Raw genomic sequence first — 26,131 nt, forward strand, 5'->3', positions numbered from 1 at the left:
CTCCGGCCACGGCGGAGAGGTCGGGGTCGCGGGAGTTCCGAATACGGCAGGCGATCACGGAGGGGAGCAGGCGATGGACCTGGTGGAACGGAACGACGAACTCACCACCCTCCAGGACGCCTTCGACGGCTCCACGCCGGAGGGGCGCGGCAGCCTGGTGGTGATCAGCGGCGCGGTGGGCACCGGAAAGACGGCGCTGCTGCGTGCGTGGACGCAGCGCCTCTGCTCCGACGCGCTGGTGCTGACGGCCACCGCATGCCGCGCCGAGCGCGACCTGCCGCTGGGCGTCCTGGAGCAGCTGCTGCACAGCCCCGGCCTGCCGGCCGCGAACGCCGCACGCGCACTGGCGTGGATCGGCGCGGCCGCCCCCGCTGCCCCGGGCCCAGCGGTCACGTCCCTCGCGGTCCCGGCCCCGGCGGTCACGAACCCGCCGGTCACCGACCTCGCGCTCACGCGCCCCGCCGTCCCGAACCCCACGGTCCCGGGCCCTGCCGTCCCGAGCCTCACGGTCCTGGGCCCTGCCGTCCCGAACCCCACGGTCCCGCACCCCTCCCAAACGGACCCCGCCCTCCCGAGCCCCGCCCTCCCGGACGCACCCGCCCCAGTCCCACCAGCGCCGACCGGTGCGCCCCCGCAGCCCGCCCCCGACCTCCTGCCCCCCGCGCCCGTCCTACGCGGACTCTGCGGCGAGCTGCGGGAGTTGCTCCATGGACGGCCCGTCGTCATCGCCGTCGATGACGCGCACCACGCCGACGCGGCCTCTCTGCGGTGCCTGCTGTACATGGTGCGCCGGCTGCGGTCGGCGCGGCTGCACGTGGTGTTCACCGAGTACGCGCAGCAGAAGGCGTCGAACGCCCTGCTCGGCAGCGAGTTCCCGCACGAGCCCGGTCTGTGCCGGATCCGCCTGGAGCCGCTGTCGAAGGCCGGTGTGCAGGCCATGCTCGTACGGGAACTCGACGAACCCACGGCCCATGCCCTCGCGCCCGTCGTTCACGGCATGAGTGCCGGATACCCGCTCCTCGTACGGGCATTGGTGGACGACCACCGCGCGGCGGGCGGTGCCGGGGAGGCGTACGGACGGGCCGTGCTCGGCTTTCTGTACCGCCACGAAGCGCCGGTGGGTCAGGTCGCGCGGGCCCTCGCGGTGCTGGGCGAGCGCGGCGACCCGACGCTGGTCGGGCGGCTCCTGGACGTGGACACGGTGTCCGTCGCGCATGCCCTGCGCCGGCTGACCGCCGCGGAAGTGGTGCACGAGGGCCGTCTGTGCCACCCGGCGTTCGGTGCGGCGGTCCTGGACGGCATGGAGCCCGGCGAACGCGGCGTACTGCACGGACGGGTGGCCACCCTCCTGTACGAGGAAGGCGCACCGGCGACCGAGGTGGCCGCCCACCTCGTGGCCGCCGACCGGCCGGACGCCCCCTGGGCGGTACCGGTCTTCCAGGAGGCCGCCCGGCTCGCCCTGGAGGAAGACCGGGTGGAGACGGCCATCGGATATCTGCGCGCCGCCCACGGGCGGTGCCGGAGTGCCGAGCAGCGGACGGAGGTGGTCGGCGCGCTCGCCGACGCGGAGTGGCGGCTCGACCCCGCGAAGGTGCTGAGGCACCTGCCCGTCCCCGGCGCCGCGGCGGCGGAAGCCGGACCCGTGCCACCGCTGCCGGCCCACCTGCTGTGGCACGGCCGGGTCGAAGAGGGCCTCGACGCCATCGGAACCCTCACCGGACCGAACCCGGGCGGTACGCCGCCGATGAACGCCGCCGACCTCGACACCCCCTGGCTGTGGGGCGCCTACCTCTACCCCGGGCACGTCAAGGAACATCTGGGCTCCGGCGTCCTGTCCTCGCAGCGGTCGGCCCCGCCCGCGCTCACCCCGGAACTGCAGGGCGCCGGCACCCTCCTGAACGACCTGCTGCACGGGACCGGACGGGACGCCGCCGACGCCGCCGAGCGCACCCTGAACCGGTACCGGCTCGGCCCCCGCACGGTCGCCGTCCAGACGGCCGCCCTGGCCACCCTGACCTACCACGACCGGCCGCACCGGGCGGCCGCCTGGTGCGACGGGCTCCTCGCGCAGGCCGACGAGCGCGACAGCCCCACCTGGCAGGCGCTGTTCACCGCATGGCGCGCCCTGATCCACCTGCGCCAGGGCGACCCGGCCGCCGCCGACCGGTGCGCCGGCCGCGCGCTCGCCCTGCTCGGGCCCAAGGGCTGGGGCGCCGCGATCGGCCTGCCCCTCGCGGCCGCCGTACAGGCGAAGTCGGCGCTGGGTGACGTGGACGGAGCGGCCGAACTGCTCGAACGCCCCGTACCGGCCGCGGTGTTCCAGACCCGGCCGGGGCTGCACTACCTGGCGGCGCGGGGCCGCTACCACCTGGCCACCGGCTGCCACTACGCGGCGCTGTGCGACTTCTACGCCTGCGGTACGCGGATGAGCGGCTGGGGCGTCGACCTGCCCGCCATCGAACCATGGCGCCTGGGCGCCGCCGAAGCGTACGTGGCGCTCGGGGAGACGCTGTTGGCCCGCGGACTCGTTGACCGACAGCTGGCGTTGCCCACCCCGGAAGGCGGCCGCACCCACGGCATGACGCTGCGCCTGCGGGCGGCCACGTCCCCCGCGCCGGAGCGGACCGCGCTCCTCGACGAGGCGGTCGCGGTACTCCAGGAGTGCGGTGACACCTTCGAGCTGGCCCGCGCCGTCGCGGACCAGAGCGCGGCCGTACGCGAGGACGGCGAGGCGGAACGCGCCCGGCTCCTCGCTCGCAGGGCCCAGCTCCTCGCGCGGCGCTGGGGCAGCACGCCCGCCCCCGCCACCGCCGAAGAGACGCCGGAGCCGCCCGGGGGCGCCGACCAGGACCCGGGGCTGACCGGCGCGGAACGCCGGGTGGCGGAGCTGGCCGCGGACGGGTTCACCAACCGGGAGATCTCCCGGAAACTGTGCGTCACGGTCAGCACCGTCGAGCAGCACCTGACCCGGATCTACCGGAAACTCGACGTCAAGCGGGTGGACCTGCAAGCGGCCCTCGGCTGACGGAGGCCGGAGCGGCCCCGCGTCTTCCGCGCCGCCCGGCCGTGCCGGAGCGGTCCGGGCCGTCCCCGGTGCGAGACTGGCGCGGTGACGAACGACGACCCCGAGACGGACCGGCGCCTGGAGCGAACCATCCTGGAGCTCCTCGAGCACCGTGATCCCACGGCGACGATCTGCCCGTCGGACGCCGCGCGGGCGGTGTACGAAGGCGACGGTGACGGCTGGCGCGCGCTGATGGAACCGGCCCGTCGCGCGGCCCGGCGCCTGGTCGCGGCCGGCGAGGTCGAGATCACCCAGTCCGGCCGCCCCGTCGACCCGGCCCAGGCCCGAGGGCCGATCCGCATCCGCCGCGTGCGCTGACCACGACCTCCGGTGCCCGGCCACACGGGCGCGGCGCCGGCCACACACGCACCACACCGCCCCGGCCCTTCACGGCACCGGGGCGGGGCGGAGTGCGTCACCTCAGGAACGTACGGCCTCCGGAGTGATCGCGGCGGCGTCCAGGTTCACCACGGCCAGCTCGTCCGGGTGGAACGGGGGAGCGGTCAGCGCCGGAAGGCGCTCGTCGGCGCGCATCGCCATCAGGAAACGGTTGGAGCCCAGCTCGGACTGCGGCGCGTTCAGACTCATCACGTCGGTGACGATCTCGGACGCCTTCGGGGAACGGATCGACGCCGCCGTGATCGCTTCCGCGAACCGCAGGCGCTGCTCGGTGTCCATGCCGATGAGCCGCGGATCCGTCGCGGAGACACGGCAGTTGACGTAGTCGATGTCCTTGGTGGCGGCCAGGATCCACGGGTCGTCGACCGCCGCTCCGACGGCCTTCTGCAAGGTGAGCGCGGAGCCCGGTCCGCCGTACGGCCGCCGCGTGAACTCGCGGTCGATCGTGTCGGCGCAGCGCGCGGCCGAGCTCATGCCGTGCCCGTAGATCGGGTTGAAGGCGGTCAGCGAGTCGCCGATGACGACGAGACCGTCGGGCCACCGCTCCAGCCGTTCCGGGTACAGGCGGCGGTTGGCGCCGGAGCGGGAGCCGTAGACGGGGGTGAGGGGCTCGGCGTCCCGGAGCAGCTCGGCGATGACGGGGTGGTTGAGCTTCTCCGCGAACGGTATGAACTCGTCCTCGGTGCTCGGGAGTTGGGCGCCGCGTGTGCAGGAGAGCGTGGCGAGCCAGCGGCCGCCCTCGATGGGGTAGACCACGCCGAAGCGGCCGGGCTCGCGCACCTTGTCGTCGGCGGCGATGTTCACGGCCGGGAAGTGCTTGGTCGCGCCGGGCGGGGCCTGGAAGAGCCGGGTGGCGTAGGCGACGCCCGCGTCCACGACGTCTTCCTCCAGCGCGGGCACGCCGAGCGCCGCGAGCCACTGCTTGAGGCGTGAGCCGCGGCCGGTGGCGTCGATCACCAGGTCGGCCTCCAGGGTCTCCTGCCGCCCGCTCTCGACCTCGCGGACCACGACACCGGTCACCCGGCGGTCGTCGCCGGTCAGTTCGACGGCCTCGGTGCGCTGCCGGACGGTGACGTTGTCTGCCGCGAACGCCTGTTGACGTACCGTCAGGTCGAGCAGGGGCCGGCTGGCGACCAGTGCGAACTGCGTGGCCGGGAAGCGGTGCTGCCAGCCCTGCCCGGTCAGCGTCACCAGGTCCTCGGGGAAGCCGAGACGGCGGGCGCCGGCCGCGAGGAGCCGCTCGGTGGTGCCGGGCAGCATCTCCTCGATGAGGCGGGCCCCGTTGGACCACAGCAGGTGCGCGTGGCGGCCCTGCGGTACGCCCTTGCGGTGCAGGGGCTCCTCGGGCAGCGCGTCGCGCTCGACGACGGTGACGGCGTCCACGTGGCGGGCCAGGACGTGGGCGGTGAGGGCGCCTGCCATGCTGGCGCCCAGGACGACGGCGTGTGCGGGTCGGGTGGTGGTCACGCGCGGATCCCTTCGGGGTGAGTGGTGTCGGCGGGCCCGGACGCCCCGTCCGTCCCGGTCGGCTCGGCCGCCGCGCCCTGCGGACCGGCCCCGGCGGGCCCGTCCATGGTCACGTCCGTCACTCCCCAGAACGCCTGCACCCGGCGGCCGAGGCCGTTCTCGTCGAGTTCGACGATGCCGACGATGCGGAAGGTCATGGGCCGGGGGCGTTGCACGGTGACCGTGGTCGGCGTCACCACGAACCGGTCGTCCATGGACGTCATCGGCGGGTCGGGCACCTCGTGCGTACCGCAGGAGACGGCCAGTTCGAGATGGCGGCGCAGATCGTCCTTGCCCACCATCGGCGGCCGGCCCACCGGATCCTCGAAGACGATGTCGTCCGTGAACAGGTCGAGGACGCCCTCGATGTCACCGGCGTTGATCCGCTGGGCGTAGTCGACGGCCATCTGCTTGCGCGCGGCCTCGTCGGGCATGGCACCTCCAGGAAGGGTGGGGTCGGGGCCGGCGGTTCAGCCGAGGACCGTGAGATCGGATGTGCCCCAGTACGACTTCAGATGCCGGATGAGGCCGGACGCGTCCATGCGGATGACGAGCATCGCCGTCCGCCGGACGCGCGCCGTCCCGGGGTCGTCGGGGGCCTTGAGCCAGCCGCGCTCCGCGTACACCGGCCCCACGGGCAGGTAGTCCATGACGGAGGTGACCTGAATCAGCGCGTGCGTCGCGTCCTGCCCGGCGACCGGCTCGGCCGCCTCCTCCCGCAGGCCCGCGGAGAGGAGCGGCCCGTAGTGGGCGCGCAGCGCGTCGTGCCCGACGACGGGCGGCAGGCCGACCGGGTCCTCCAGGACGGCGTCGGGCGCGTACAGCTCGACGATCGCGTCCAGATCACCGGCGTTGACGCGCCTGCTGTGCTCCTGGGCGCGCTTCTTGCGGGCGAACTCGTTCATCGCTGTCCCTCCACTGCCGGTCCTTCCGCTGCCTGTCCGTTGCCGTTGCCCGTGCCGCTGCCCTTGCCGAGGTCCCGGTCGATGAACGCGAAGATCTCGTCGGCCGACGCGTCCTGGATACGGGCGGCGACCCCCGCCTCCTCGGCCGTCCGTGCCGGCACGTCGAGCCGGGCCAGCGTGGCCCGCAGCCGCCCGGCCAGCTCCGTCCGTGCCGTGCCGTCCTTCGCGGAGACCGAGAGGAGCGAGTTCTCGAGCCGCTCGAACTCGGCGAGGACGTCGGCGAGCGGATCGGCGGCCCGCGGCGTCAGCTCCTGCCCCAGATGCGCGGCGAGCTCCGCCGGGTTGGGGTGGTCGAAGACGAACGTGGCGGGCAGTTTCAGGCCGGTCGCGGAGGAGAGCCGGTTGCGCAGTTCCACCGCGGTCAGCGAGTCGAAGCCGAGCTCCCGCAGCCCCTGCGTGGCGTTCACCGGTGTCGCCGCGTCGTAGCCGAGGACCGCCGCGACATGCGTGCACACCAGGTCGAGGAGGGCCTCCTCCCGCTCCGTCTCCGACATGCCGCCGAGCGCCTTGAGCAGCGCGGACGCCCCGGCCGAACCGGATCCGCCGCCCTTGCCCGTGCCGCGCACCAGGTCCTGCAGGAGCGCCGGGGCGGGATGGGTCCCGGCCTGCCGGCGCATCCTGGCCAGGTCGAGGCGGACCGGCGCGAACAGCGGCAGCCCGCCGGCCCACGCGATGTCGAGGAGGGCGAGCCCCTCGTCGGCGCCGAGCCCGATGACACCGGCGCGGGCGTGCCGGGCCCGGTCGGCGTCGGTGAGCCGCCCCGACATGCCGCTCTCCAGGTCCCAGTACCCCCAGGCCAGCGAGGTCGCCGCCGCCCCGCCGCCGTGCCGGTGCCCGGCCAGCGCGTCGAGGAAGGCGTTGGCGGCCGTGTAGCTGCCCTGCCCGGGACCGCCGAGCAGCCCGGCGACCGAGGAGTACAGGACGAACGCGGACAGGTCCGCGTCCCGCGTCAGCTCGTGCAGGTTCCAGGCGGCGTCCGCCTTCACGCGCATCACCTCCTCGACCTGTGCGGTCGTGAGGTTCTGCACGACGGCGTCGTTCACGGTGCCCGCGCAGTGGAAGACGGCGGTGAGCGGATGCTCGTCGGGCACCGAGTCGAGGAGGGCGACGGCCGCGTCCCGGTCACCCGGGTCGCAGGCGGCGAAGGTGACCCGCGCGCCGAGCGCGGAGAGGTCGGCAGCGAGCTCCAGGGCCCCCGGCGCGTCCGCCCCACGCCTGCTGGACAGCAGCAGGTGGCGTGCGCCGTACCGGCTCACCAGGTGACGCGCCGTCAGCGCTCCCAGGGCCCCGGTGCCGCCCGTGATCAGCACGGTGCCCTCGGGTTCGAAGGCGACGGGCAGCGTGAACACGATCCTGCGGCCGATGGACGGCGCGGCCAGGGCCGCGGGGGCCTGCCGGACGTCCCAGACGGCGACGTCGAGCGGCGCCGGGAAGCCGTCCCCGTCTTCTCGCGCCAGCTCGGCGAGTATGTCCCGCACCCGGCCCGAGTCGGGCGGCGCGACCACCTGCCCCGCCTCCGGGCCGCCCGCGCGACGGACCACCAGAGACCCCGCGCCGGCCCCGGCCGCGTCCGTCCTGCCGATGACCACGTCGGCACCCGGCCCATCGCCCGGTCCGGCGGCCGACGAGGCACCGTCGACAACGTCCACCCGCCAACGCCCTGCCAGACTCCGCACGGCCGAGCCGACAGGACCGACCCCCTCCTCGACGAGCAGCGTCTGCCCGCCCCGCACCGCGACGACATCCGCCAGGACGTGGTAGGCCGCCACATGCGCCCCCACGGAGCCGGCCGCCTGCGCCCAGCTCCACCCGGCGGGCACCGGGGCGAGCAGCCCGGCCTCGGTGACGGCCACCGGCCCCACCACGTCGAACAGACCCATCACCCGGTCACCGACGGCCACCCCGCCGGCCTCAGCACCGACCTCGGTCACCACACCGGCGCCCTCGACCCGGCCCGCACCGAGCGGACCGGCGTCCGACGCGGCGGCCCGCAGCGCCACCCGCACCTCGTTCGGCTCCAGCGCCCGCCCGGCCTCCGGCGCGTCCACGAGCGCCAACTCCCGCCCGGAACCGCCCTCTTGGGCCAGACGCCAGGTGAGCGACCCGACCGGCGGCGCGAGCCGCGTGGAGGCATCGTCACGCACGAGCCGCGGCACGTACTCCCGTCCGTCCCGCAGTGCCGACTCCGGTTCCCCGGACGCCAGTACGTCCGGCAGCGCGGCGAGAGAAGCCTCGCTGTCGTCCACGTCGAGCAACGTGAGACGACCAGGGTTCTCGGCCTGCGCACTGCGCACCAGACCCCACAATGACGCGCCCGGCAGATCGTCGGCACCCTCACCGGGCCGCACGGCGACCGCGCCCCGGGTGACGACGACGAGACGGCTCGCGGCGAACAACGGGTCGTCCACCCACTCCTTCAGCAGCGACAGCAGTGAGACTGCCGCCCGCCGCGCCTCCCCGGCCAGGTCACCGGCGGCGCCGCCTTCTCCGGCGGACGTGGCACCCACGGCGAGTACGACATCGGGCGCCTCGCCCTCGGCCACCACCCCGGCCCGCAGCTCCGCGAACGTGTCCCGCACCGGGGCATCGGGCAACGCACCGGCCAGGGCAGCGGTCAGCGGCTCCCGGGCGTCCGCGACGACAGCGCACCGCTCGGCACCACGCTGCTCCTCACCCCGGTGATCCTCGCCCCGTGCGCCCGCCGGCTTCCAGTCGAGCTGGAAGAGCGCGTCACGGTCCGCCGCACGGGCACCCGCGATCTGGTGGGCGGCCACCGGCCGCACGGTCAGCGACTCCAGCGTCAGGACCGGCGCCCCAGCCCCGTCCACGGCGGTCAGCGCCAACTGGTCCTGCCCGGTCCGCGCGATACGGACCCGCAGCCTGTCCGCACCCGCCGCATGCACCCGCAGCCCGCCCCAGGAGAACGGCAGCAGCACCTGGTCGGTGTCGGCGGACGAGGTGACCGCGTCCAGGATCAACGCGTGCAGCGTGGCGTCGAGAAGCACCGGGTGCACCTGATAGCGTCCCGCCCCGCCGCTCTCCGCATCGGGGAGCGCGACCTCGGCGAACATGTCCTCACCCAGCCGCCAGGCCGCCACGAGTCCCTGGGAACTCGGGCCGAAGTCGTAGCCGTACGAGGCGAGTTCCGCATACGGATCCTGCCCGCCGACCGGCTCGGCGCCGGGCGGCGGCCAGGCCCCGTCGAACGAGGCGTCCACGGCATCGGCCCCTGGGCCATCGGCCGCATCCGCGACCACACCCGCGGCGTGCCGGGTCCACACGGCGTCCTCGCCGTCACCCACGGACCGCGAATAGACGGACACGGGACGCCGGCCGTCCTCGCCCACCGGGCCGACCGCCACCTGCAGATCGACCGCACCCGAACCCTCGTCCCCGAAGGCGAGCGGGGTGTGCAGCGTCAGCTCCGCGAGCTCTTCGCAGCCGGTACGCACGGCCGCCTGCATCGCCAGCTCGACAAAGGCCGAACCCGGCAGCAGCACGGTGTCCATCACCCGGTGTTCCGCCAGCCACGCCTGATCCTTCGGCGAGATCCGCCCGGTCAGCAGATGACTGCTGCCGTCCGCGAGTTCCACGGCGGCCCCGAGCAGCGGATGCCCGGCGGACGCGAGACCGAGCCCCGCCGGATCCCCGGCGACCCCCCTGCGCCCCTCCAGCCAGAACCGCTCCCGCTGGAAGGCGTACGTCGGCAGATCCACCACCCGCGGCAACGGAACCGCCGGGAACCATCCCGTCCAGTCGATGTCGGCGCCGGCGGTGAAGGCGTGGGCGGCGGCGCGGGTGAGCTGGGTGGTGTCGCCGTGGTCGCGGCGCAGGGTGGGGATGACGGTGGCGGGGATGTCGGCTTGTTCGATGGTTTCTTCCATGCCGAGGTTGAGGACGGGGTGGGGGCTGGCTTCGATGAAGAGCCGGTAGCCGTCGGCGAGGAGGGTTTCGATGGTGTCGGCGAAGCGGACCGGTTGGCGGAGGTTGGTGACCCAGTACTCGGTGTCCAGGGCGGTGGTGTCGTCGAGACGTTCGGCCGTGACGGTCGAGTAGAAGGCGACGTCGGTACGGGAGGGGGTGATGTCGGAAAGGCGCTCGGTCAGCAGGTCGCGGAGTTCGTCGATCTGGGGGCCGTGGGAGGCGTAGCCGACGTCGATGACCCGGGCGCGGAGACCACGCGCTTCGGCGTCAGCGACCACGGAAGCCACGTGCTCCGGCGGGCCCGAAATGACGGTGGAGGACGGCCCGTTGACAGCCGCGACACAGACACCCGGCCGGTCGCCGATGAGCTCGGCAGCCTCCTCGGCCCCCGTCCCGAGCGAGGCCATGTCGCCGTGACCTTGAAGCTGCCTGAGCGCGTCACTGCGCACCGCGACGATCCGTGCCGCATCCTCCAGCGACAGCGCCCCGGCCACACACGCGGCCGCCATCTCACCCTGCGAGTGCCCGATGACGGCGGCCGGCTTGATCCCGTAGTCCTCCCACACCGCAGCCAGGGACACCATCACCGCCCACAGCACGGGCTGGACGACCTCGACCCGGGACAGCTCGGCGCCATCCCCCCGCAGCACGTCCGTCAGTGACCAGTTCACGTACGCCGAAAGCGCTCGCTCACATTCAGCGATCCGTTCCGCGAACACCGGCGACTCATCCAGCAGTTGGGCACCCATGCCCACCCACTGCGACCCCTGCCCGGGGAAAACCAGCACCGGCCCGGCCCCGGAGGCGCCCTGGACCGTGCCTTCGACGATGTCCGGAGAGGGCTCGCCCGCCGCCAGTGACCGCAGCCCGGCGAGGAGCGTTTCGCGGTCCTTGCCGACCACCACGGCCCGGTCCTCGAACACCGACCGCGTGGTCACCAGCGACCAGCCCACGTCAAGGGGGGAGGCGAGCCGCGGATCGGCCGTCGCGCGCTCGGCCAGCCGAGCGGCCTGGGCCCGGAGCGCGTCCGCGCCCCGCGCCGACACCACCCACGGCACCACTCCGGACGGCGCGTCGTCCATCCGCGAGTCACCAGGGCTGGCGGGGGCCACCGGCTCCGGGGCGTCGGGTGCCTGGTCGTCGGGGGCCTGCTCCAGGATGACGTGCGCGTTCGTGCCCGAGATGCCGAAGGCGGACACGCCCGCGCGGCGCGGGCGCTCGCCGCGCGGCCAGGCGACCGGCTCGGAGAGCAGCTGTACGCCGCTGCCCTCCCACTCCACGTGCGGGGTGGGGGCGTCAATGTGCAGGGAGGCGGGCAGCTGCTCGTTGCGCAGGGCCATCACCATCTTGATGACGCCGGCGACACCTGCCGAGGCCTGGGCGTGGCCGATGTTCGACTTGATGGAACCGAGCCACAGCGGCCGGTCCTCCGGCCGCTCCTTGCCGTACGTGGCGACGAGCGCACTGGCCTCGATGGGGTCGCCGAGCATCGTGCCCGTGCCGTGCGCCTCCACCGCGTCGACGTCCTCGGCCGACAGCCGGGCATTGGCGAGGGCCTGCCGGATCACCCGCTGCTGCGCCTGCCCGTTGGGTGCCGTCAGCCCGTTGCTCGTACCGTCCTGGTTGATGGCCGAACCCCGGATCACGGCAAGGACGTTGTGGCCGTTGCGGCGGGCCTCCGAGAGCCGTTCGAGGACGACGAGGCCGATTCCCTCGGCCCAGCCGGTGCCGTCCGCGGCAGCCGCGAACGGCTTGCACCGGCCGTCCTTGGCGAGCCCGCGCTGCAGGGAGAACTCGACGAACGCGCCCGGCGTGGCCATCACGGTCGCGCCGCCCGCGAGGGCGAGCGAGCACTCGCCCTGCCGCAGGGCGTGCGCCGCTTGGTGGATGGCGACCAGGGACGACGAACATCCGGTGTCGATCGTCATCGCCGGGCCCTCGAGGCCGAGTACGTACGACACCCGGCCGGAGGCGACACAGCCGAGGTTGCCGGTGCCGATGTACCCCTCGACCTCGGTGGGGCGTTCGCCGACGAGCGCCAGGTAATCGAAGATCGTCAGTCCCGTGAACACGCCGGCGTTGCTGCCCTTGAGGGCCTCCCGGTCAAGCCCCGCGCGTTCGATCGCCTCCCAGGCGGTCTCCAACAGCAGCCGCTGCTGCGGGTCCATCGCGATGGCCTCGCGCGGGCTGATGCCGAAGAAGGCGGCGTCGAAGTCGGCGGCGTCGTAAAGGAATCCGCCCTCGCGGACATAGCTGGTCCCGCGGCTCTCCGGGTCCGGGTCGTAGAGGGTCTCCAGGTCCCAGCCCCGGTCGTCGGGGAAGTCGCCCATGGCGTCCTTGCGGGCCATGACCAGGTCCCACAGGTCCTCGGCGGAGCGGACGTCCCCCGGATACCGGCAGGCCATGCCGACGATGGCGATCGGCTCGTCGTCGGCTGCCGCCGTCGCCGCCCGCGCCGTGTCGGCCGTCGCCGTGTCCCCGGACAGCTCGGCCAGCAGGACGTCGGCGAGCGAGTCGGGCGTGGGGTGGTCGAAGACGACCGTGGTCGGCAGCGTCAGACCGGTGCTCTTGTTGAGCTTGTTGCGCAGCTCCACCGCCGTCAGCGAGTCGAAGCCCAGCTCCTGGAACGGCTTCGTCGCGGGCACGGCGTCGACGTCCGAGTGACCCAGGGTGGCCGCGGCCTGCGCGCGCACGTGCTGCAGCAGCAACTGCCGCTGCTGCGCGGGCTTCGCCTCGGTCAGCTCCTGGTGCAGCGAGGATGCCTCGCCGGTCTCCTCGGGGGCGTCCGGTGTGCTCGCCCGCCGGTTCTCGGGCAGGTCGGCGAGGAGCGGGCTGGGCCGCTGCGCGGTGAACGTCGACGTGAACTGCGCCCAGTCGAAGTTCGCGACCGTCAACGTCGTCTCTCCGGCGTCGAGCGCCTGGTGCAGCGCCTTGACGCAGAGGTCGGGCGCCAGCGGGTGGAGGCCGAAGCGGCTGAAGAACGTGAGCGCGGCCTGATCCGATGCCATGCCGGCCTCGGCCCACGGCCCCCAGGCGATGGAGGTGGCGGCCAGCCCCAGAGTGCGGCGGTGTTCGGCGAGGGCGTCGAGGAAGTGGTTGGCGGCTCCGTAGGCGCCCTGTTGTCCGCTTCCCCACACACCGGCGCCGGAGGAGAACATCACGAACGCCGAGAGATCCAGCTCCCGCGTCAGCTCGTGAAGGTTCAGCGCCGCGAGCGCCTTGGGCCGCAGCACCTCGTCAAGCTCCGCGCCCGACACTTCGCCGAGACCGATGTAGTTCGGTACTCCGGCCGCATGGATCACGGCCCTGAGCGGGTGTTCGGCGGGCACGCCGTCGACGAGCGCACGCACCTGCTCGCGGTCGCCCACATCGCAGGAGGTGATGGTGACGGTGGAACCCAACTCCGTCAGTTCCGCGGCGAGGTCCCGGGCGCCGGGCGCATCGGGGCCGCGGCGGCTGGTCAGGAGCAGATGGGGGGCACCCTCACGGGCGAGCCAGCGGGCGAGGACGGCACCGATGCCGCCCGTACCACCCGTGATGAGGGTGGTGCCCTCGGGCCGCCACGGCACACCGCCGGTCTGCGCCGCGGCGGGCGCGTGGGTGAGCCGGCGGGCGTGGACACCGCCGGGCCGGACGGCGATCTGGTCCTCGTCCTGAGGGGCCAGCGCGGCGGCGAGCCGGGCGAGCGCCTGGTGGTCGATGCGGCCGGGCAGATCGACGAGCCCGCCCCACAGCCGGGGATACTCCAGCGCGGCGACGCGACCCAGCCCCCACACCTGTGCCTGCACGGGATGGGTCAGCCCATCGGTGGCGCTGGTCGAGACGGCCCCCTGCGTCAGGGTGCGTACGGCGATGTCGGCGCCGGTGTCACCCAGGGCCTGGACGAGCGTGGTGGTGGCGGCGAGCCCGGCGGGGACGGCCGGATGCTCGGGATGCGGCTCCTCGTCCAACGCGAGCAGGTTGACGATCCCGGAGAAGGCGACCCCGCCGTCCATCAGGGACCGCAGTTCCTGGGTCAGCCCGGCCCGCTCGACGGTGCGCGTGTCGACCAGGTGGCGTCGTACGTCGCCACCGTGCGCGGCCAGTGTCTGGGCGGTCGCGAGGACGGCGGGGTGGTCGGCATGCGCGGAGGGCGCGAGGAGCAGCCACGTTCCGCCCAGCTCCGGTGTGGGGCCGTCGGGCAGGTGCTTCCACGTGACGTGGTAACGCCAGGAGTCGACCGTGGTCCGCTCCCGGTGCCGGCGGCGCCACGCGGAGAGGACGGGCAGCGCGGGCTCCAGCGCCCGGACGGTCTCGGCCTGCCCGTCGATGTCCAGACTGCCCGCGAGGGCATCGATGTCCTGGTCCTCGATCGCCTGCCACACCCGGGCCTCGACCGGATCATGACCACCGCCCGTGGGCACGCCTGCCGCAGGCGGCTCCACCCAGTAGTGCCGGTGCTGGAAGGCGTACGTGGGCAGGCCGACGGTACGAGGGGTGGGGTCGGCCGGGAACCAACGCCGCCAGTCGACCTCGGCACCGACGGCGAACGCCTGCGCGGCGGCATGCGTGAGCTGAACACTGCCGCCGTGATCGCGGCGCAGGGTCGGGATGGTGTGCGCGGTGACGCCGGTCTGTTCGAGGGTTTCCTGGATGCCGAGGTTGAGGACGGGGTGGGGGCTGGCTTCGATGAAGAGCCGGTAGCCGTCGGCGAGTAGGGTTTCGATGGTGTCGGCGAAACGCACCGGCTGACGGAGGTTGGTGACCCAGTACTCGGTGTCCAGGGCAGTGGTGTCGGCGAGGCGCTCGGCCGTGACGGTCGAGTAGAAAGCCACGTCAGTGCTCGACGGCTGAATGTCGGCCAGGCGCTCGGTCAGCAGGTCGCGGAGTTCGTCGATCTGGGGGCCATGGGAGGCATAACCGACGTCGATGACGCGGGCGCGCAGGCCCCGCGCCTCCGCGTCAGCGACGACCGCCGCGACATGCTCCGGCGGACCCGAAATGACCGTGGACGAGGGCCCGTTGACGGCCGCCACGCACACCCCCGGCCGGTCGCCGATGAGCTCGGCGGCCTCCTCGGCACTGGTACCGAGCGAGGCCATGTCGCCGTGCCCCTGAAGCTGCCGGAGCGCATCACTGCGCACCGCGACGATCCGCGCCGCATCCTCCAGCGACAACGCCCCGGCCACACACGCGGCAGCCATCTCACCCTGCGAGTGCCCGATGACGGCAGCCGGCTTGATCCCGTAGTCCTCCCAGACCGCAGCCAGGGACACCATCACCGCCCACAACACCGGCTGGACGACCTCGACCCGGGACAGCTCACCGCCATCCCCGCGCAGCACATCCGTCAGTGACCAGTCCACGTACGCCGAAAGCGCCTGCTCACACTCAGCGATCCGCCCCGCGAACACCGGCGACTCATCCAGCAGTTGGGCACCCATGCCCACCCACTGCGACCCCTGCCCGGGAAAGACCAGCACCGGCCCTGGCCCCACATCCCCGGCCACCCCCGACACCACGTCTGCCGACGCCTCACCCGCAGCGAGAGACCCCAGGCCTGCCGTCAGCGCGTCCCGGTCGCGGCCCACGACGACGGCCCGGTGCTCGAACAGCGGCCGCGTCGCGGTCAGGGACCAGCCGAGCTCGTCCGACGAGGCGGCCGTGTCCCCGGCGGTGAACTCACGCAGCCGCCGCGCCTGTTCGCGCAAGGCTGCCCCGGTCCGCCCGGACACGACCCAAGGGACCACACCCGCACCCGCACCTGCACCCGCGCCCGGCGACACCGCGCCCGACGAGGATGTCTCCTCCGCAGGGACCTCCGGGTCCGTCACCTCCTCCGGCGCCTCCTCCAGGATCAGATGCGCGTTCGTCCCCGAGATGCCGAACGCCGAGATGCCCGCCCGTCGCGTGCGCTCCGCCGGCCATGCGACGGACTCGGAGAGGAGGCGTACACCGCCCTGGTCCCATTGGACGTGGGGTGAGGGTGCGTCGATGTGGAGGGAGGTCGGCAGGAGGCCGTGGCGCAGGGCCATCACCATCTTGATGACGCCCGCGACGCCCGCGGCGGCCTGCGTGTGACCGATGTTCGACTTGACCGAGCCGAGCCACAACGGCCGTTCCTCGGGCCGCCCTTGGCCGTACGTGGCCAGCAGCGCCTGCGCCTCGATGGGGTCGCCGAGCGTGGTGCCCGTGCCGTGGGCCTCCACCGCGTCGACGTCCTCAGGCGAGAGGCGGGCGTTGGCGAGGGCGGCGCGGATGACGCGTTCCTGCGAGGGGCCGTTGGGCGCGGCGAGGCCGTTGCTCGTACCGTCCTGGTTGATGGCCGAACCGCGGACGACCGCGAGGACCTGATGGCCGCGGCGGCGTGCGTCGGAGAGCAGTTCGAGCGCCACCATGCCGGAGCCCTCGCCCCAGCCGGTGCCGTCCGCGGCGGCCGCGAACGGCTTGCACCGCCCGTCGGGCGCGAGCCCGCGCTGCCGCGAGAACTCGGTGAACGAGCCGGGCGTCGCCATCACCGTCGAGCCACCGGCCAGCGCGAAGGAGCACTCGCCCTGACGCAGCGCCTGGCTCGCCATGTGGATCGCGACCAGGGACGACGAACAGGCCGTGTCGACCGTCACGGCGGGACCTTCGAGGCCCAGCGTGTACGAGATCCGGCCCGACACCACGCTGCCGAGGTTGCCGGTGCCGATGTACCCCTCCACGTCACTCGCCGTCTGGCTGATCAGCGTCAGGTAGTCGTGGGCGCTCACGCCGGTGAAGACCCCGGTGTCGCTGCCCCGCAGTGACTGCGGGTTGAGCCCCGCGTGCTCGATCGCCTCCCAGGCGGTCTCCAGGAGCAGCCGCTGCTGCGGGTCCATCGCCACGGCCTCGCGCGGGCTGATCCCGAAGAACTCGGCGTCGAAGTCGCCCGCGTCGTACAGGAACGCACCGTCCCGCACATAGCTGGTGCCCGGGTGCTCCGGGTCCGGGTGGTACAGGGATTCGAGGTCCCAGCCCCGGTCGTCGGGGAAGGCCGAGACCGCGTCGCCGCCGTCGCGCACCAACTGCCACAGGTCCTCGGCGGACCGCGTGCCGCCGGGGAAACGGCAGGCCATGCCCACGATCGCGACCGGCTCCGCCGACTCCTTGTCGCGGAGCTTCTGGCGGGCCTCGCGCAGCTCCGCGGTGACCCACTTGAGGTGATCGAGAAGTTTCTCCTCGTTCGACATCTGACCCAGGCTCCTTGGCGCTACGTGGTGACGGGGAACGTACGAGTGACGGGAGAGGCGGGGACGGGGGTAGGGATGAGGGCGGGGATCAGGACTTCCCGAACTCGTTGGAGATGAGGTCGAAGATGTCGTCCGCGCTCGCCGCCTCCAGGTCGGCGTGGGCGGACTCGGCCCCCTCCGGGCCGTCCTGGGCGGGACTCCACTTCGAGACCAGCACCTGCAGCCGGCCCACGATGCGACGGCGCGCGGCCTCATCCACTTCGGCCGAGCCGTACGCGGCGTCCCACTTGTCGAGCGCCGCGAGCACGTTGCCCTCGCCGACGGCCCCGTCCTCGTCGCCCAGCCGCCCGCGCAGCTCGGTGGCGAGGGCCTCGGACGTCGGATGGTCGAAGATGACGGTGGCGGGCAGCGTCAATCCGGTCGTGGCGTTGAGCTGGTTACGCAGTTGGACGGCGGTGAGCGAGTCGAAGCCCAGTTCCTGGAACGGCTTCGATGCGGGGATGTCCTCCACCGTTCTGCCGAGCGTGGCGGCCGCGTACGTCCGGACTTGCTGGACGAGGAAGCCGAGCCGCTGTGACGCGGGCGTCTTCGCGAACTCCGTGCGGAAGGCGCTGCTCTCCGCCGCGGACCCGGTCTGCTCCGCCTCCCGGCGGTTCTCCGGGATGTCGTCCAGGAAGGGGCTGGGCCGCTGCGCGGTGAACGTCGGCGTGAACAGCTGCCAGTCGAAGTCGGCCACGGTCAGGGTCGTGTCGCCCGCGTCGACCGCCTGATGGAGCGCCTTGACGCACAGGTCGGGCCGGATCGGCAGCAGACCGAAGCGCTTGAAGTACGTCAGTGACTCCTGGTCGGCCGACATGCCGGCTTCGGCCCATGGCCCCCAGGCGATGGAGGTGGCGGCCAGCCCCAGGGTGCGGCGGTGTTCGGCGAGGGCGTCGAGGAAGTGGTTGGCGGCTCCGTAGGCGCCCTGTTGTCCGCTTCCCCACACACCGGCGCCGGAGGAGAACATCACGAACGCCGAGAGATCCAGCTCCCGCGTCAGCTCGTGCAGCGTCCAGGCCGCGTCGGACTTGGAACCGAGCACCTGTCCCAGACGCTCGGACGTCAGATCACCGATCGAGGTCAGATCGGTGATCCCCGCGGCATGGATGACGGCGGACAGGGGGTGGTCGGCGGGAACCTCCTCGACGAGACGACGGAGCTGTTCGCGGTCGCTGACGTCGCAGGCGGTGATGGTGACGGCCGTCCCGAGCCGGGTCAGCTCGTCGGCCAGCTCGCGGGCGCCGGGGGCATCTAGACCGCGCCGGCTGGTCAGGTGCAGGCGGGGTGCGCCCCGGTGGGCGAGCCAGCGGGCGAGGACGGCACCGATGCCGCCGGTGCCGCCCGTGATGAGGGTGGTGCCCCGGGGCTGCCAGGCGGGCTCGATCCGGTGGGTGCCGGGGGTGGTGGGGGCGTGGGTCAGGCGCCGGGTGTGGGTGCCGGTGGCGCGGACGGCGGTCTGGTCCTCGTCCTGGGGGAGGAGAGCGGCGGCGAGCCGGGTGAGGGTCTTCCGGTCGACGCGGGACGGCAGGTCGATCAACCCGGCCCACAGACGCGGGTGTTCGAGGGCGGCGACGCGCCCGAGCCCCCACACGTGTGCCTGCAAAGGGTGGGTGAGGGGATCGGTGGCGCTCGTGGAGACGGCGCCCTGCGTGACCGTGTGGAGGGGCGCGGTCGTGCCGTTGTCGGCGAGGGCCTGGATGAGAGCGGTGGTCGCGGCGAGCCCGGCGGGTACGGCCGGATGCTCGGGATGCGGCTCCTCGTCCAGCGCCAGCAGGTTGACGATCCCGGCGAGGCCGTCGGTCTCCACCGAGGCCAGGTCCTCGCGGGACGCCCGACCGGTCTCGACCGGATGCAGCCGGACATCGGAGGCCCCGTGCCCGGCCAGCGCCTCGGCCGTCGCCCGTACGGCGGGGTGCTCGGACAGCGCCGAGGGTACGAACAGCAGCCACTCCCCGCCCAGTTCCGGCGGGGGACCGTCGTCCTGATGCCTCCACGTGACCCGGTAGCGCCACGAGTCGACGACCGCCTGGTCCCGGTGCCGCCGGCGCCACCCCTGAAGCACCGGCAACGCGGGCTCCAGCGCACGGACCGCCTCTTCGCTGCCCTCCTCCGAGCCCAGCGTCTCGGCGAGCAGCCCGAGGTCGAGATCCTCGACGGCCCGCCACAACTGCGCCTCGGCGGCCCCCTGCTCCCCGTCGCCGCCCGCCACGGGTGACGCGGACGGTTCGAGCCAGTAGTGGCGTCGCTGGAAGGCGTAGGTGGGCAGGTCGACGGTACGGGGGGTGGGGTCGGCCGGGAACCAACGCCGCCAGTCGACCTCGGCACCGGCGGTGAAGGCGTGGGCGGCGGCGCGAGTGAGCTGGATGGTGTCGCCGTGATCGCGGCGCAGGGTGGGCACGACGGTGGCGGGGATGTCGGCACGCTCGATGGTTTCTTCCATGCCGAGGTTGAGGACGGGGTGCGGGCTGGCTTCGATGAAGAGCCGGTAGCCGTCGGCGAGGAGGGCTTCGATGGTGTCGGCGAAGCGGACCGGTTGGCGGAGGTTGGTGACCCAGTACTCGGTGTCCAGGGCGGTGGTGTCGTCGAGACGCTCGGCCGTGACCGTCGAGTAGAAGGCGACATCAGTACGGGAGGGGGTGATGTCGGAAAGGCGCTCGGTCAGCAGGTCGCGCAGCTCGTCGATCTGCGGGCCGTGCGAGGCATAGCCGACATCGATGACCCGGGCCCGCAGACCACGCGCCTCCGCATCGGCGACAACCGCCGCGACATGCTCCGGCGGACCCGAAATGACCGTGGACGAGGGACCGTTGACGGCCGCGACACAGACTCCCGGCCGGTCGCCGATGAGCTCGGCAGCCTCCTCGGCCCCCGTCCCCAGCGACGCCATGTCGCCATGTCCCTGAAGCTGCCGGAGCGCATCACTGCGCACCGCAACAATCCGAGCCGCATCCTCCAGCGACAGCGCCCCGGCCACACACGCGGCAGCCATCTCCCCCTGCGAGTGCCCGATGACGGCAGCCGGCTTGATCCCGTAGTCCTCCCAGACGGCGGCCAGGGACACCATCACCGCCCACAGCACCGGCTGGACGACCTCGACCCGGGACAGCTCATGGCCGTCCCCGCGCAACACCTCGGTCAGTGACCAGTCCACGTACGCCGAAAGCGCCCGCTCACACTCCGCGATCCGTTCCGCGAACACCGGCGACTCATCCAACAGTTGAGCACCCATGCCCACCCACTGCGACCCCTGCCCGGGGAAGACCAGCACCGGCCCCGCCCCCGCAGAAGTCGCCGCACCGGACACGACATCCGCGCACGCGTCGCCCGCCGCCAGCGACCGCAGCCCGGCCCTCAACTCGTCCCGGTCGCGGCCCACGACGACGGCCCGCTGCTCGAACACGGACCGGCTCATCACCAGCGACCAGCCGACCTCGTCCACCGTGGAGTCAGAGTCCCGTGAGGTGAACTCGTCCAGCCGCCGCGCCTGTTCACGCAACGCGTCGAACGAGCGCCCGGACACCACCCACGGCACCACACCCGCCCCGGGCGCAACCGCGCCACCCGAAGCAGCCTCCTCGGAAGAGACCTCCCCCGAAGGCACCTCCGCCGGCGCCTCCTCCAGGATCAGATGCGCATTCGTCCCCGAGAACCCGAACGAGGAGACCCCCGCCCTGCGCGGGCGCTCGCCGCGCGGCCACTTCACGGGCTCGGTGAGCAGGCGCAGCCCGCTGCCGTCCCATTCGACGTGGGGCGAGGGGGAGTCGACGTGCAGGATGGCGGGCAGCAGCTCGTTCTGGAGGGCCAGGACCATCTTGATGACGCCCGCCACGCCCGCGGCGATCTGCGTGTGGCCGATGTTGGACTTCACCGCTCCCACCCAGAGGGGGCGTTCCGCGGGCCGTTCCTGTCCGTAGGCGGAGATGAGGGCCCCGGCCTCGATGGGGTCGCCGAGGGTCGTGCCGGTGCCGTGGGCCTCCACGGCGTCGATGTCCTCGGCGGTGAGGCGGGCATTGGCGAGCGCGGCGCGGATGACGCGTTCCTGGGCGGGGCCGTTGGGCGCGGTCAGGCCGTTGCTCGCGCCGTCCTGGTTGACGGCGGAGCCCCGTATCACCGCAAGGACCTTGTGGCCGTTGCGGCGGGCGTCGGAGAGGCGTTCCAGGAGCACCACGCCGGTGCCCTCGGCCATGCCCATGCCGTCGCTGCCCGCCGAGAACGGCTTGCACCGGCCGTCGGGGGCGAGGCCGCGCAGCTCGCTGAAGCCGATCAGCGGGGCCGGCGAGGACATCACGTACGTACCGCCGGCGAGGGCCAGCGAGCACTCCTGGGTGCGCAGGGCCTGGGCGGCGAGGTGGAGGGAGACGAGCGACGAGGAGCACGCGGTGTCGATCGTGACCGCCTGGCCCTCGAGGCCCAGCGTGTAGGCGACGCGGCCCGAGGTGACGCTGCCGGAGTTGCCGATGGTGAAGTAGCCGGCGGTGCCCTCGGGCACCTCGGAGGCGCCCAGCGCGTAGTCGAGTCCGTCGCAGCCGATGAAGGTGCTGGTGGCGCTGGCGCGGAGGGAGAGCGGGTCGATGCCGGCGCGTTCGATGGCCTCCCACGCCGTCTCCAGGGCGAGCCGCTGCTGCGGCGCCATGGCGAGGGCCTCACTCGGTCCGATGCCGAAGAACGTGGAGTCGAAGTCGCCGGCGTCGTAGACGAATCCGCCTTCGCGGACGTAGCTGGTGCCGGTGCTCTCCGGGTCCGGGTCGTAGAGGGAGTCGAGGTCCCAGTTGCGGTTGCCGGGCAGGGGGGCGACGGCGTCGCCGCCCGTGGAGATCAGTTCCCAGAATTCTTCGGGGGACCGGACTCCGCCCGGCAGCCGGCAGGCCATGCCGATGACGGCGATCGGCTCGTGGCCCGCCGACTCGACGTCCTGCAACCGGCGTTCCGTCTGACGCAGGTCCGCAGTGACCCGCTTGAGGTACTCAAGAAGCTTCTCTTCGGTGTGCGCCATCCCGGTGACAACCGCTCCTCTCCGCGAGAACGGCCGGACCCCTGACCCGACGGCCGGACAGCCGTGGGATCGGCGTGAGCGTCGGGCAGGCGGGGCCCCGCCGGTCCGCAGACTCGTCGACGCCGCTAAAGCCCTCCTAATACTCGGCTCTGTACGCCGCCCACCCGGCTCTGTGGGGCCCCGTTCGCGTGCCGTCGCCCCTGGTCGCGGGGGTGGGCGGGTGGAGGAGGGGTTTCTTAGGGACACTTAAGCGGTGCCTGCCAAGGTGATCCGGTCTCAGGTCGTCACGCTCTGATCACGCGAAGCGAGGCATCGTGCCCATCACGGACAGCAAGCCGGCCGCCACACTCCCCGACCTGGTCGACCCGTCGTTCTGGGCGCGGCCGCACGAGGAACGTGTGGCGTTGTTCGAGGAGTTGCGCAGGCTGCCGCATCCGGCGTTCATCCGGCAGAACATGCCGGGCGTGCCCTGGACGTTCGGCTACCACGCGCTGGTCAAGTACGCCGACATCGTGGAGGTGAGCCGGCGGCCGCAGGACTTCTCCTCGAACGGCGCGACCACCATCATCGGCCTGCCGCCCGAGCTGGACGAGTACTACGGTTCGATGATCAACATGGACAACCCGGAACACTCCCGGCTGCGCCGCATCGTCTCGCGCTCCTTCGGCCGCAACATGATCCCCGAGTTCGAGGCCGTGGCGACCCGCACCGCCCGCCGCATCATCCGCGAACTCGTCGAGCGCGGACCCGGGGACTTCATCAGGCCCGTCGCCGCGGAGATGCCGATCGCGGTGCTCAGCGACATGATGGGCATCCCCGAGGAGGACTACGACTTCCTCTTCGAGCGGTCCAACACGATCGTGGGCCCCCTCGACCCGGACTACGTGCCCGACCGCGCCGACTCCGAACGCGCGGTCATCGAGGCGTCCAAGGAACTCGGCGACTACATCGCGGGCCTGCGCGAGGAGCGGCTGGCCGCCCCCGGCAAAGACCTGATCACCAAGCTGGTGCAAGTGCGGCCCGATGGCGAGCAGTTGACCCGCCAGGAGCTCGTCTCGTTCTTCATCCTGCTGGTCATCGCCGGGATGGAGACCACCCGCAACGCCATCTCGCACGCCCTGGTGCTGCTGACCGAGCACCCCGAGCAGAAGCAGCTGCTCGTCTCGGACTTCGACACGTACGCGAAGGGCGCGGTCGAGGAGATCCTGCGGGTCTCCACGCCCATCAACTGGATGCGCCGGGTCGCCACCCGGGACTGCGACATGAACGGGCACAGGTTCCGCAGGGGTGACCGGATCTTCATGTTCTACTGGTCCGGCAACCGGGACGAGAACGTCTTCCCCGACCCGTACCGTTTCGACATCACACGTGGCGCGAACGCGCACGTCACCTTCGGCGCGGTGGGCCCGCACGTCTGTCTCGGGGCCCACCTCGCCCGGATGGAGATCACCGCCCTGTACCGGGAACTGCTGGCCGAGCTGCCGCAGATCCATGCCGTGGGCCGGCCCAGGCGGCTCGACTCCAGCTTCATCGAGGGCATCAAGCACCTGCGCTGCGCCTTCTGACGGCGCTGCCGGATCGCGGGCGTATGCCTCCTCCGTGAGCGTACGCCCGCGATGGTCCGGTCAGCTGCCGGAGAGGGCCAGTGGCGGTGTCATCAGCTGCATGTCGCCGGAGAGTATGGCCCGTTGCAGATCCTGCAGCGGGCGCCCCGGTTCGAGGCCCAGTTCGTCGTTGAGCGTCTTGCGGACGGCCTGGTACACCTTCAGCGCGTCGGCCTGCCGCTCGGACCGGTAGAGCGCCAGCATGAGCTGCCGGTAGAACGCCTCGCACATGGGGTTCTCGGCGGTGAGCGCGTACAGCATGCCCACGGCCTCCCGGTGGCGGCCCAGTTGGAGCTGGCACTCGACGAGCATCTCCTGGCACTCCAGGCGGATCTCGGACAGCCATGTCGAGAACCCGTCGATGATCGGGCCGTTGGCGAGTGTTCCGTTGCCGCCCTGTCCGAGGATCGGGCCGCGCCACAGCGCCAGCGCCTGACCGAACCGCTCGGCCGCCTCCTCGTACCGCTTCTCCCGGAGCAGCGACCGGCCCTCGTCGACCAGTTCGGGGAAGACCTGGGCGTCGATCCGGTCGTTCCCGGTGCGCAGCACGTAACCCGGCGCCCGGGTCTCCACCGGATTGCCGGCCTGGCCGGGGACCTTCAGGAACTTGCGGAGCTGGGAGATGTAGACGTGCAGCCCCGCGGTGGCGCGGCGCGGCAGGTCCTCGCCCCAGATCTCCCTCATGAGCTGCTCCAGGGAGACCAGTTGGTCCGCGCGGATCAGGAGCACGGTGAGGACGATCTCCACCTTCTGCGCGTTGATGGTGGAGTACTTGTTGCCGTTCTGGATGCGGAGGGGTCCCAGTATCTCGTACCTCATCGGGTCGTCCCCCTTGCCGTCGCGGGCTGTCGTGCGGTGTCCGTCAGGGCCTTGGAGATGATCTCGGAGACACCTTTCTGGTGGGTGTTGAGGTAGAAGTGGCCGCCGGGGAAGACCCTGAGGTCGAAGGGGCCCTCCGTGTGCTCGCGCCAGGCCGCCACGTCGTCGCGGGTGGCTTGTGCGTCCCGGTCGCCCACCAGCGCGGTGACGGGGCACGCCAGTGGGGGTGCCGGACTCCACCGGTACAGCTCGACCGCCCGGTAGTCGTTGCGGACGACCGGGAGGATCTCCGCGAGCAGCTCCGGGTCGTCGAGGAACATGGGGTCCGTGCCGCCGGCCCGGCGCAGTTCGGCGGCGAGTTCGGGGTCGCTCATGAGGTGCACGGTGCCGGGCCGGAAGCGGGAGGGGGCGCGGCGCCCCGACGCGAACAGGTGGCGGGGCTCCTGGCCCCGGTCGCCCAGGCGCCGGGCGACCTCGTAGGCGAGCACGGCGCCCATGCTGTGGCCGAAGAGGGCCAACGGCCGGTCCTCGTACGGGGTGAGCGCCTCGGTGATCAGGTCGGCGAGCTCGGGGATGTCGTCCACGAGCCGCTCCCTGCGCCGGTCCTGGCGCCCGGGGTACTGGACCGCGAGGACCTCGGCGTCGGGCAGCAGGGTGGGGGATTGCGCGAGGGGGTGGTAGTAGGTGGCCGAGCCACCCGCGTGGGGGAAGCAGACCAGGCGGACGTCGGCTTCCGGCCGGGGCCGGAAACGACGTATCCATGAGTCCGACATATCGGGTGTGGGGGAGGCAGGCAAGATATTTCCCTTCGCCAGGAACGCTGACAACGGTGTCGTCGCATCACTTAGCCGCTCCTGATCATGCGCAGCTCGAAGTTTAAAGGGCAACGTCGGTTGGGCCACGACAGGGCGGAATGAGACATTCCCTTCTCTTTATGTGCGGCATTGCTGAATGATCGAATCCAGGACGGCAAGTTTGAAGTACGTTCTGTGTGAATGCTTCGGGGGGAAGCGGGTAATGCGCGGGCCGCTGCAACGCCCCGCACGGCCGGGCGGTCGCGGGCCCCGGCGGGTATCGGCTGGTCAGTCGAGTGGCGTGGATGGCGAAGGTCCATGGGGCGCGCTTGAGTCCCGCTTGAGTCCTCCTGGAATTGAGCGCCGCCCGAACGTGAGCGCATCTTTGCGGGAATATTACGTCCCCCTGGTTTGCCGATCGCTGCCACCCGTTGGCCTGCGAAATTTCCTCCCCCTCTCCTTTACTCAAGGGAAAGGGTCCGCTTTCCGTATGTGGTGGTCGGCCCGATTGCCCCGTACGCGATTGTGGCCGGTTGTTTCTCGCCGGGGCCCCGGGACGGGGCCGGTGCGCGCCGGCGGGGGTCGACCGAGGAGGGCCCGGTATGCCTTCGAGGCGGGGTTGTCACCTTTTGGGGTGACTATGTCGCGTTCAAGGGCCCCTGGCCGGTGGGGTATCCGCGATCGTCGTGCCATGGGTGAAGAGCGCGAGCCGCGGGAACACGGTCGGTCGGGGGCCGGCCCCGCCCGAGGCCGGCCACCTCACCCGAGTCCGTCGGAGCGGCCGGCCGGGCCGAACGGCCCCACGCCCGCCCACCGGCCCACCGCCACGAC

The 26,131-nt window shown here is 72.5% G+C and carries 10 protein-coding genes; 3 read left to right on the forward strand and 7 right to left on the reverse strand.

The genetic code is table 11. The features are described from left to right. Positions 1-73: 73 nt before the first annotated feature. Together ACZ7DY_RS02285 and ACZ7DY_RS02290 are read left to right on the forward strand one after the other, a co-directional pair. Complete coding sequence (locus ACZ7DY_RS02285; RefSeq protein ID WP_471128902.1) at positions 74-3,025, forward strand: helix-turn-helix transcriptional regulator; 2,952 nt, start codon at positions 74-76, stop codon at positions 3,023-3,025. An 84-nt stretch (positions 3,026-3,109) separates the two neighbouring features. Beyond that, the gene (locus ACZ7DY_RS02290; protein ID WP_471128905.1) at positions 3,110-3,382 is read left to right on the forward strand and encodes a DUF3253 domain-containing protein; all 273 of its coding nucleotides are present in this window, start codon (positions 3,110-3,112) and stop codon (positions 3,380-3,382) included. Positions 3,383-3,484: 102 nt separating this feature from the next. Here ACZ7DY_RS02290 and ACZ7DY_RS02295 read toward each other — a convergent pair whose 3' ends face one another. The 5 genes from ACZ7DY_RS02295 to ACZ7DY_RS02315 all read right to left on the reverse strand — a co-directional run bounded on the left by ACZ7DY_RS02295 (position 3,485) and on the right by ACZ7DY_RS02315 (position 22,083). Further along, a complete protein-coding gene (locus ACZ7DY_RS02295; RefSeq protein ID WP_471128908.1) occupies positions 3,485-4,930 on the reverse strand; it encodes an NAD(P)/FAD-dependent oxidoreductase in 1,446 nt (481 codons plus the stop codon). Beyond that, positions 4,927-5,403, reverse strand: coding sequence for a nuclear transport factor 2 family protein (locus tag ACZ7DY_RS02300; RefSeq protein ID WP_471128909.1), 477 nt, complete (start codon positions 5,401-5,403; stop codon positions 4,927-4,929). The genes ACZ7DY_RS02295 and ACZ7DY_RS02300 overlap by 4 nt, the downstream gene beginning before the upstream one ends. A 36-nt stretch (positions 5,404-5,439) precedes the next feature. Next, the gene (locus ACZ7DY_RS02305; protein ID WP_471128912.1) at positions 5,440-5,874 is read right to left on the reverse strand and encodes a nuclear transport factor 2 family protein; all 435 of its coding nucleotides are present in this window, start codon (positions 5,872-5,874) and stop codon (positions 5,440-5,442) included. Further along, a complete protein-coding gene (locus ACZ7DY_RS02310) occupies positions 5,871-17,051 on the reverse strand; it encodes a type I polyketide synthase (protein ID WP_471128914.1) in 11,181 nt (3,726 codons plus the stop codon). The genes ACZ7DY_RS02305 and ACZ7DY_RS02310 overlap by 4 nt, the downstream gene beginning before the upstream one ends. 88 nt (positions 17,052-17,139) lie before the next feature. Continuing rightward, positions 17,140-22,083 carry a type I polyketide synthase gene (locus tag ACZ7DY_RS02315; RefSeq protein WP_471128916.1) on the reverse strand — a complete coding sequence of 1,648 codons (4,944 nt, stop codon included), beginning with the start codon at positions 22,081-22,083 and terminating at the stop codon, positions 17,140-17,142. 314 nt (positions 22,084-22,397) lie between these two features. On the opposite strand from ACZ7DY_RS02315, the gene ACZ7DY_RS02320 reads away from it, so the two are divergent. Next, entirely contained in the window at positions 22,398-23,648 is a 1,251-nt protein-coding gene (locus ACZ7DY_RS02320; protein ID WP_471128918.1) for a cytochrome P450, read from the forward strand. Between the two features lie 60 nt (positions 23,649-23,708). Here the strand turns inward: ACZ7DY_RS02320 and ACZ7DY_RS02325 are convergent, their stop codons facing one another. Then, the gene (locus ACZ7DY_RS02325) at positions 23,709-24,506 is read right to left on the reverse strand and encodes an AfsR/SARP family transcriptional regulator (protein WP_471128921.1); all 798 of its coding nucleotides are present in this window, start codon (positions 24,504-24,506) and stop codon (positions 23,709-23,711) included. Beyond that, positions 24,503-25,279 carry a thioesterase II family protein gene (locus ACZ7DY_RS02330; RefSeq protein ID WP_471128923.1) on the reverse strand — a complete coding sequence of 259 codons (777 nt, stop codon included), beginning with the start codon at positions 25,277-25,279 and terminating at the stop codon, positions 24,503-24,505. The genes ACZ7DY_RS02325 and ACZ7DY_RS02330 overlap by 4 nt, the downstream gene beginning before the upstream one ends. Positions 25,280-26,131 lie beyond the last annotated feature (852 nt).

Source organism: Streptomyces sp. NPDC037013 (assembly GCF_055607265.1).

Bases quoted from the DNA above. Each gene is read 5' to 3' on its own strand.
- ACZ7DY_RS02285 (WP_471128902.1), top strand. From the start codon at position 74: ATGGACCTGGTGGAACGGAACGACGAACTCACCACCCTCCAGGACGCC.
- ACZ7DY_RS02300 (WP_471128909.1), bottom strand. From the start codon at position 5,403: ATGCCCGACGAGGCCGCGCGCAAGCAGATGGCCGTCGACTACGCCCAG.
- ACZ7DY_RS02305 (WP_471128912.1), bottom strand. From the start codon at position 5,874: ATGAACGAGTTCGCCCGCAAGAAGCGCGCCCAGGAGCACAGCAGGCGC.
- ACZ7DY_RS02310 (WP_471128914.1), bottom strand. From the start codon at position 17,051: ATGTCGAACGAGGAGAAACTTCTCGATCACCTCAAGTGGGTCACCGCG.
- ACZ7DY_RS02315 (WP_471128916.1), bottom strand. From the start codon at position 22,083: ATGGCGCACACCGAAGAGAAGCTTCTTGAGTACCTCAAGCGGGTCACT.
- ACZ7DY_RS02325 (WP_471128921.1), bottom strand. From the start codon at position 24,506: ATGAGGTACGAGATACTGGGACCCCTCCGCATCCAGAACGGCAACAAG.
- ACZ7DY_RS02330 (WP_471128923.1), bottom strand. From the start codon at position 25,279: ATGTCGGACTCATGGATACGTCGTTTCCGGCCCCGGCCGGAAGCCGAC.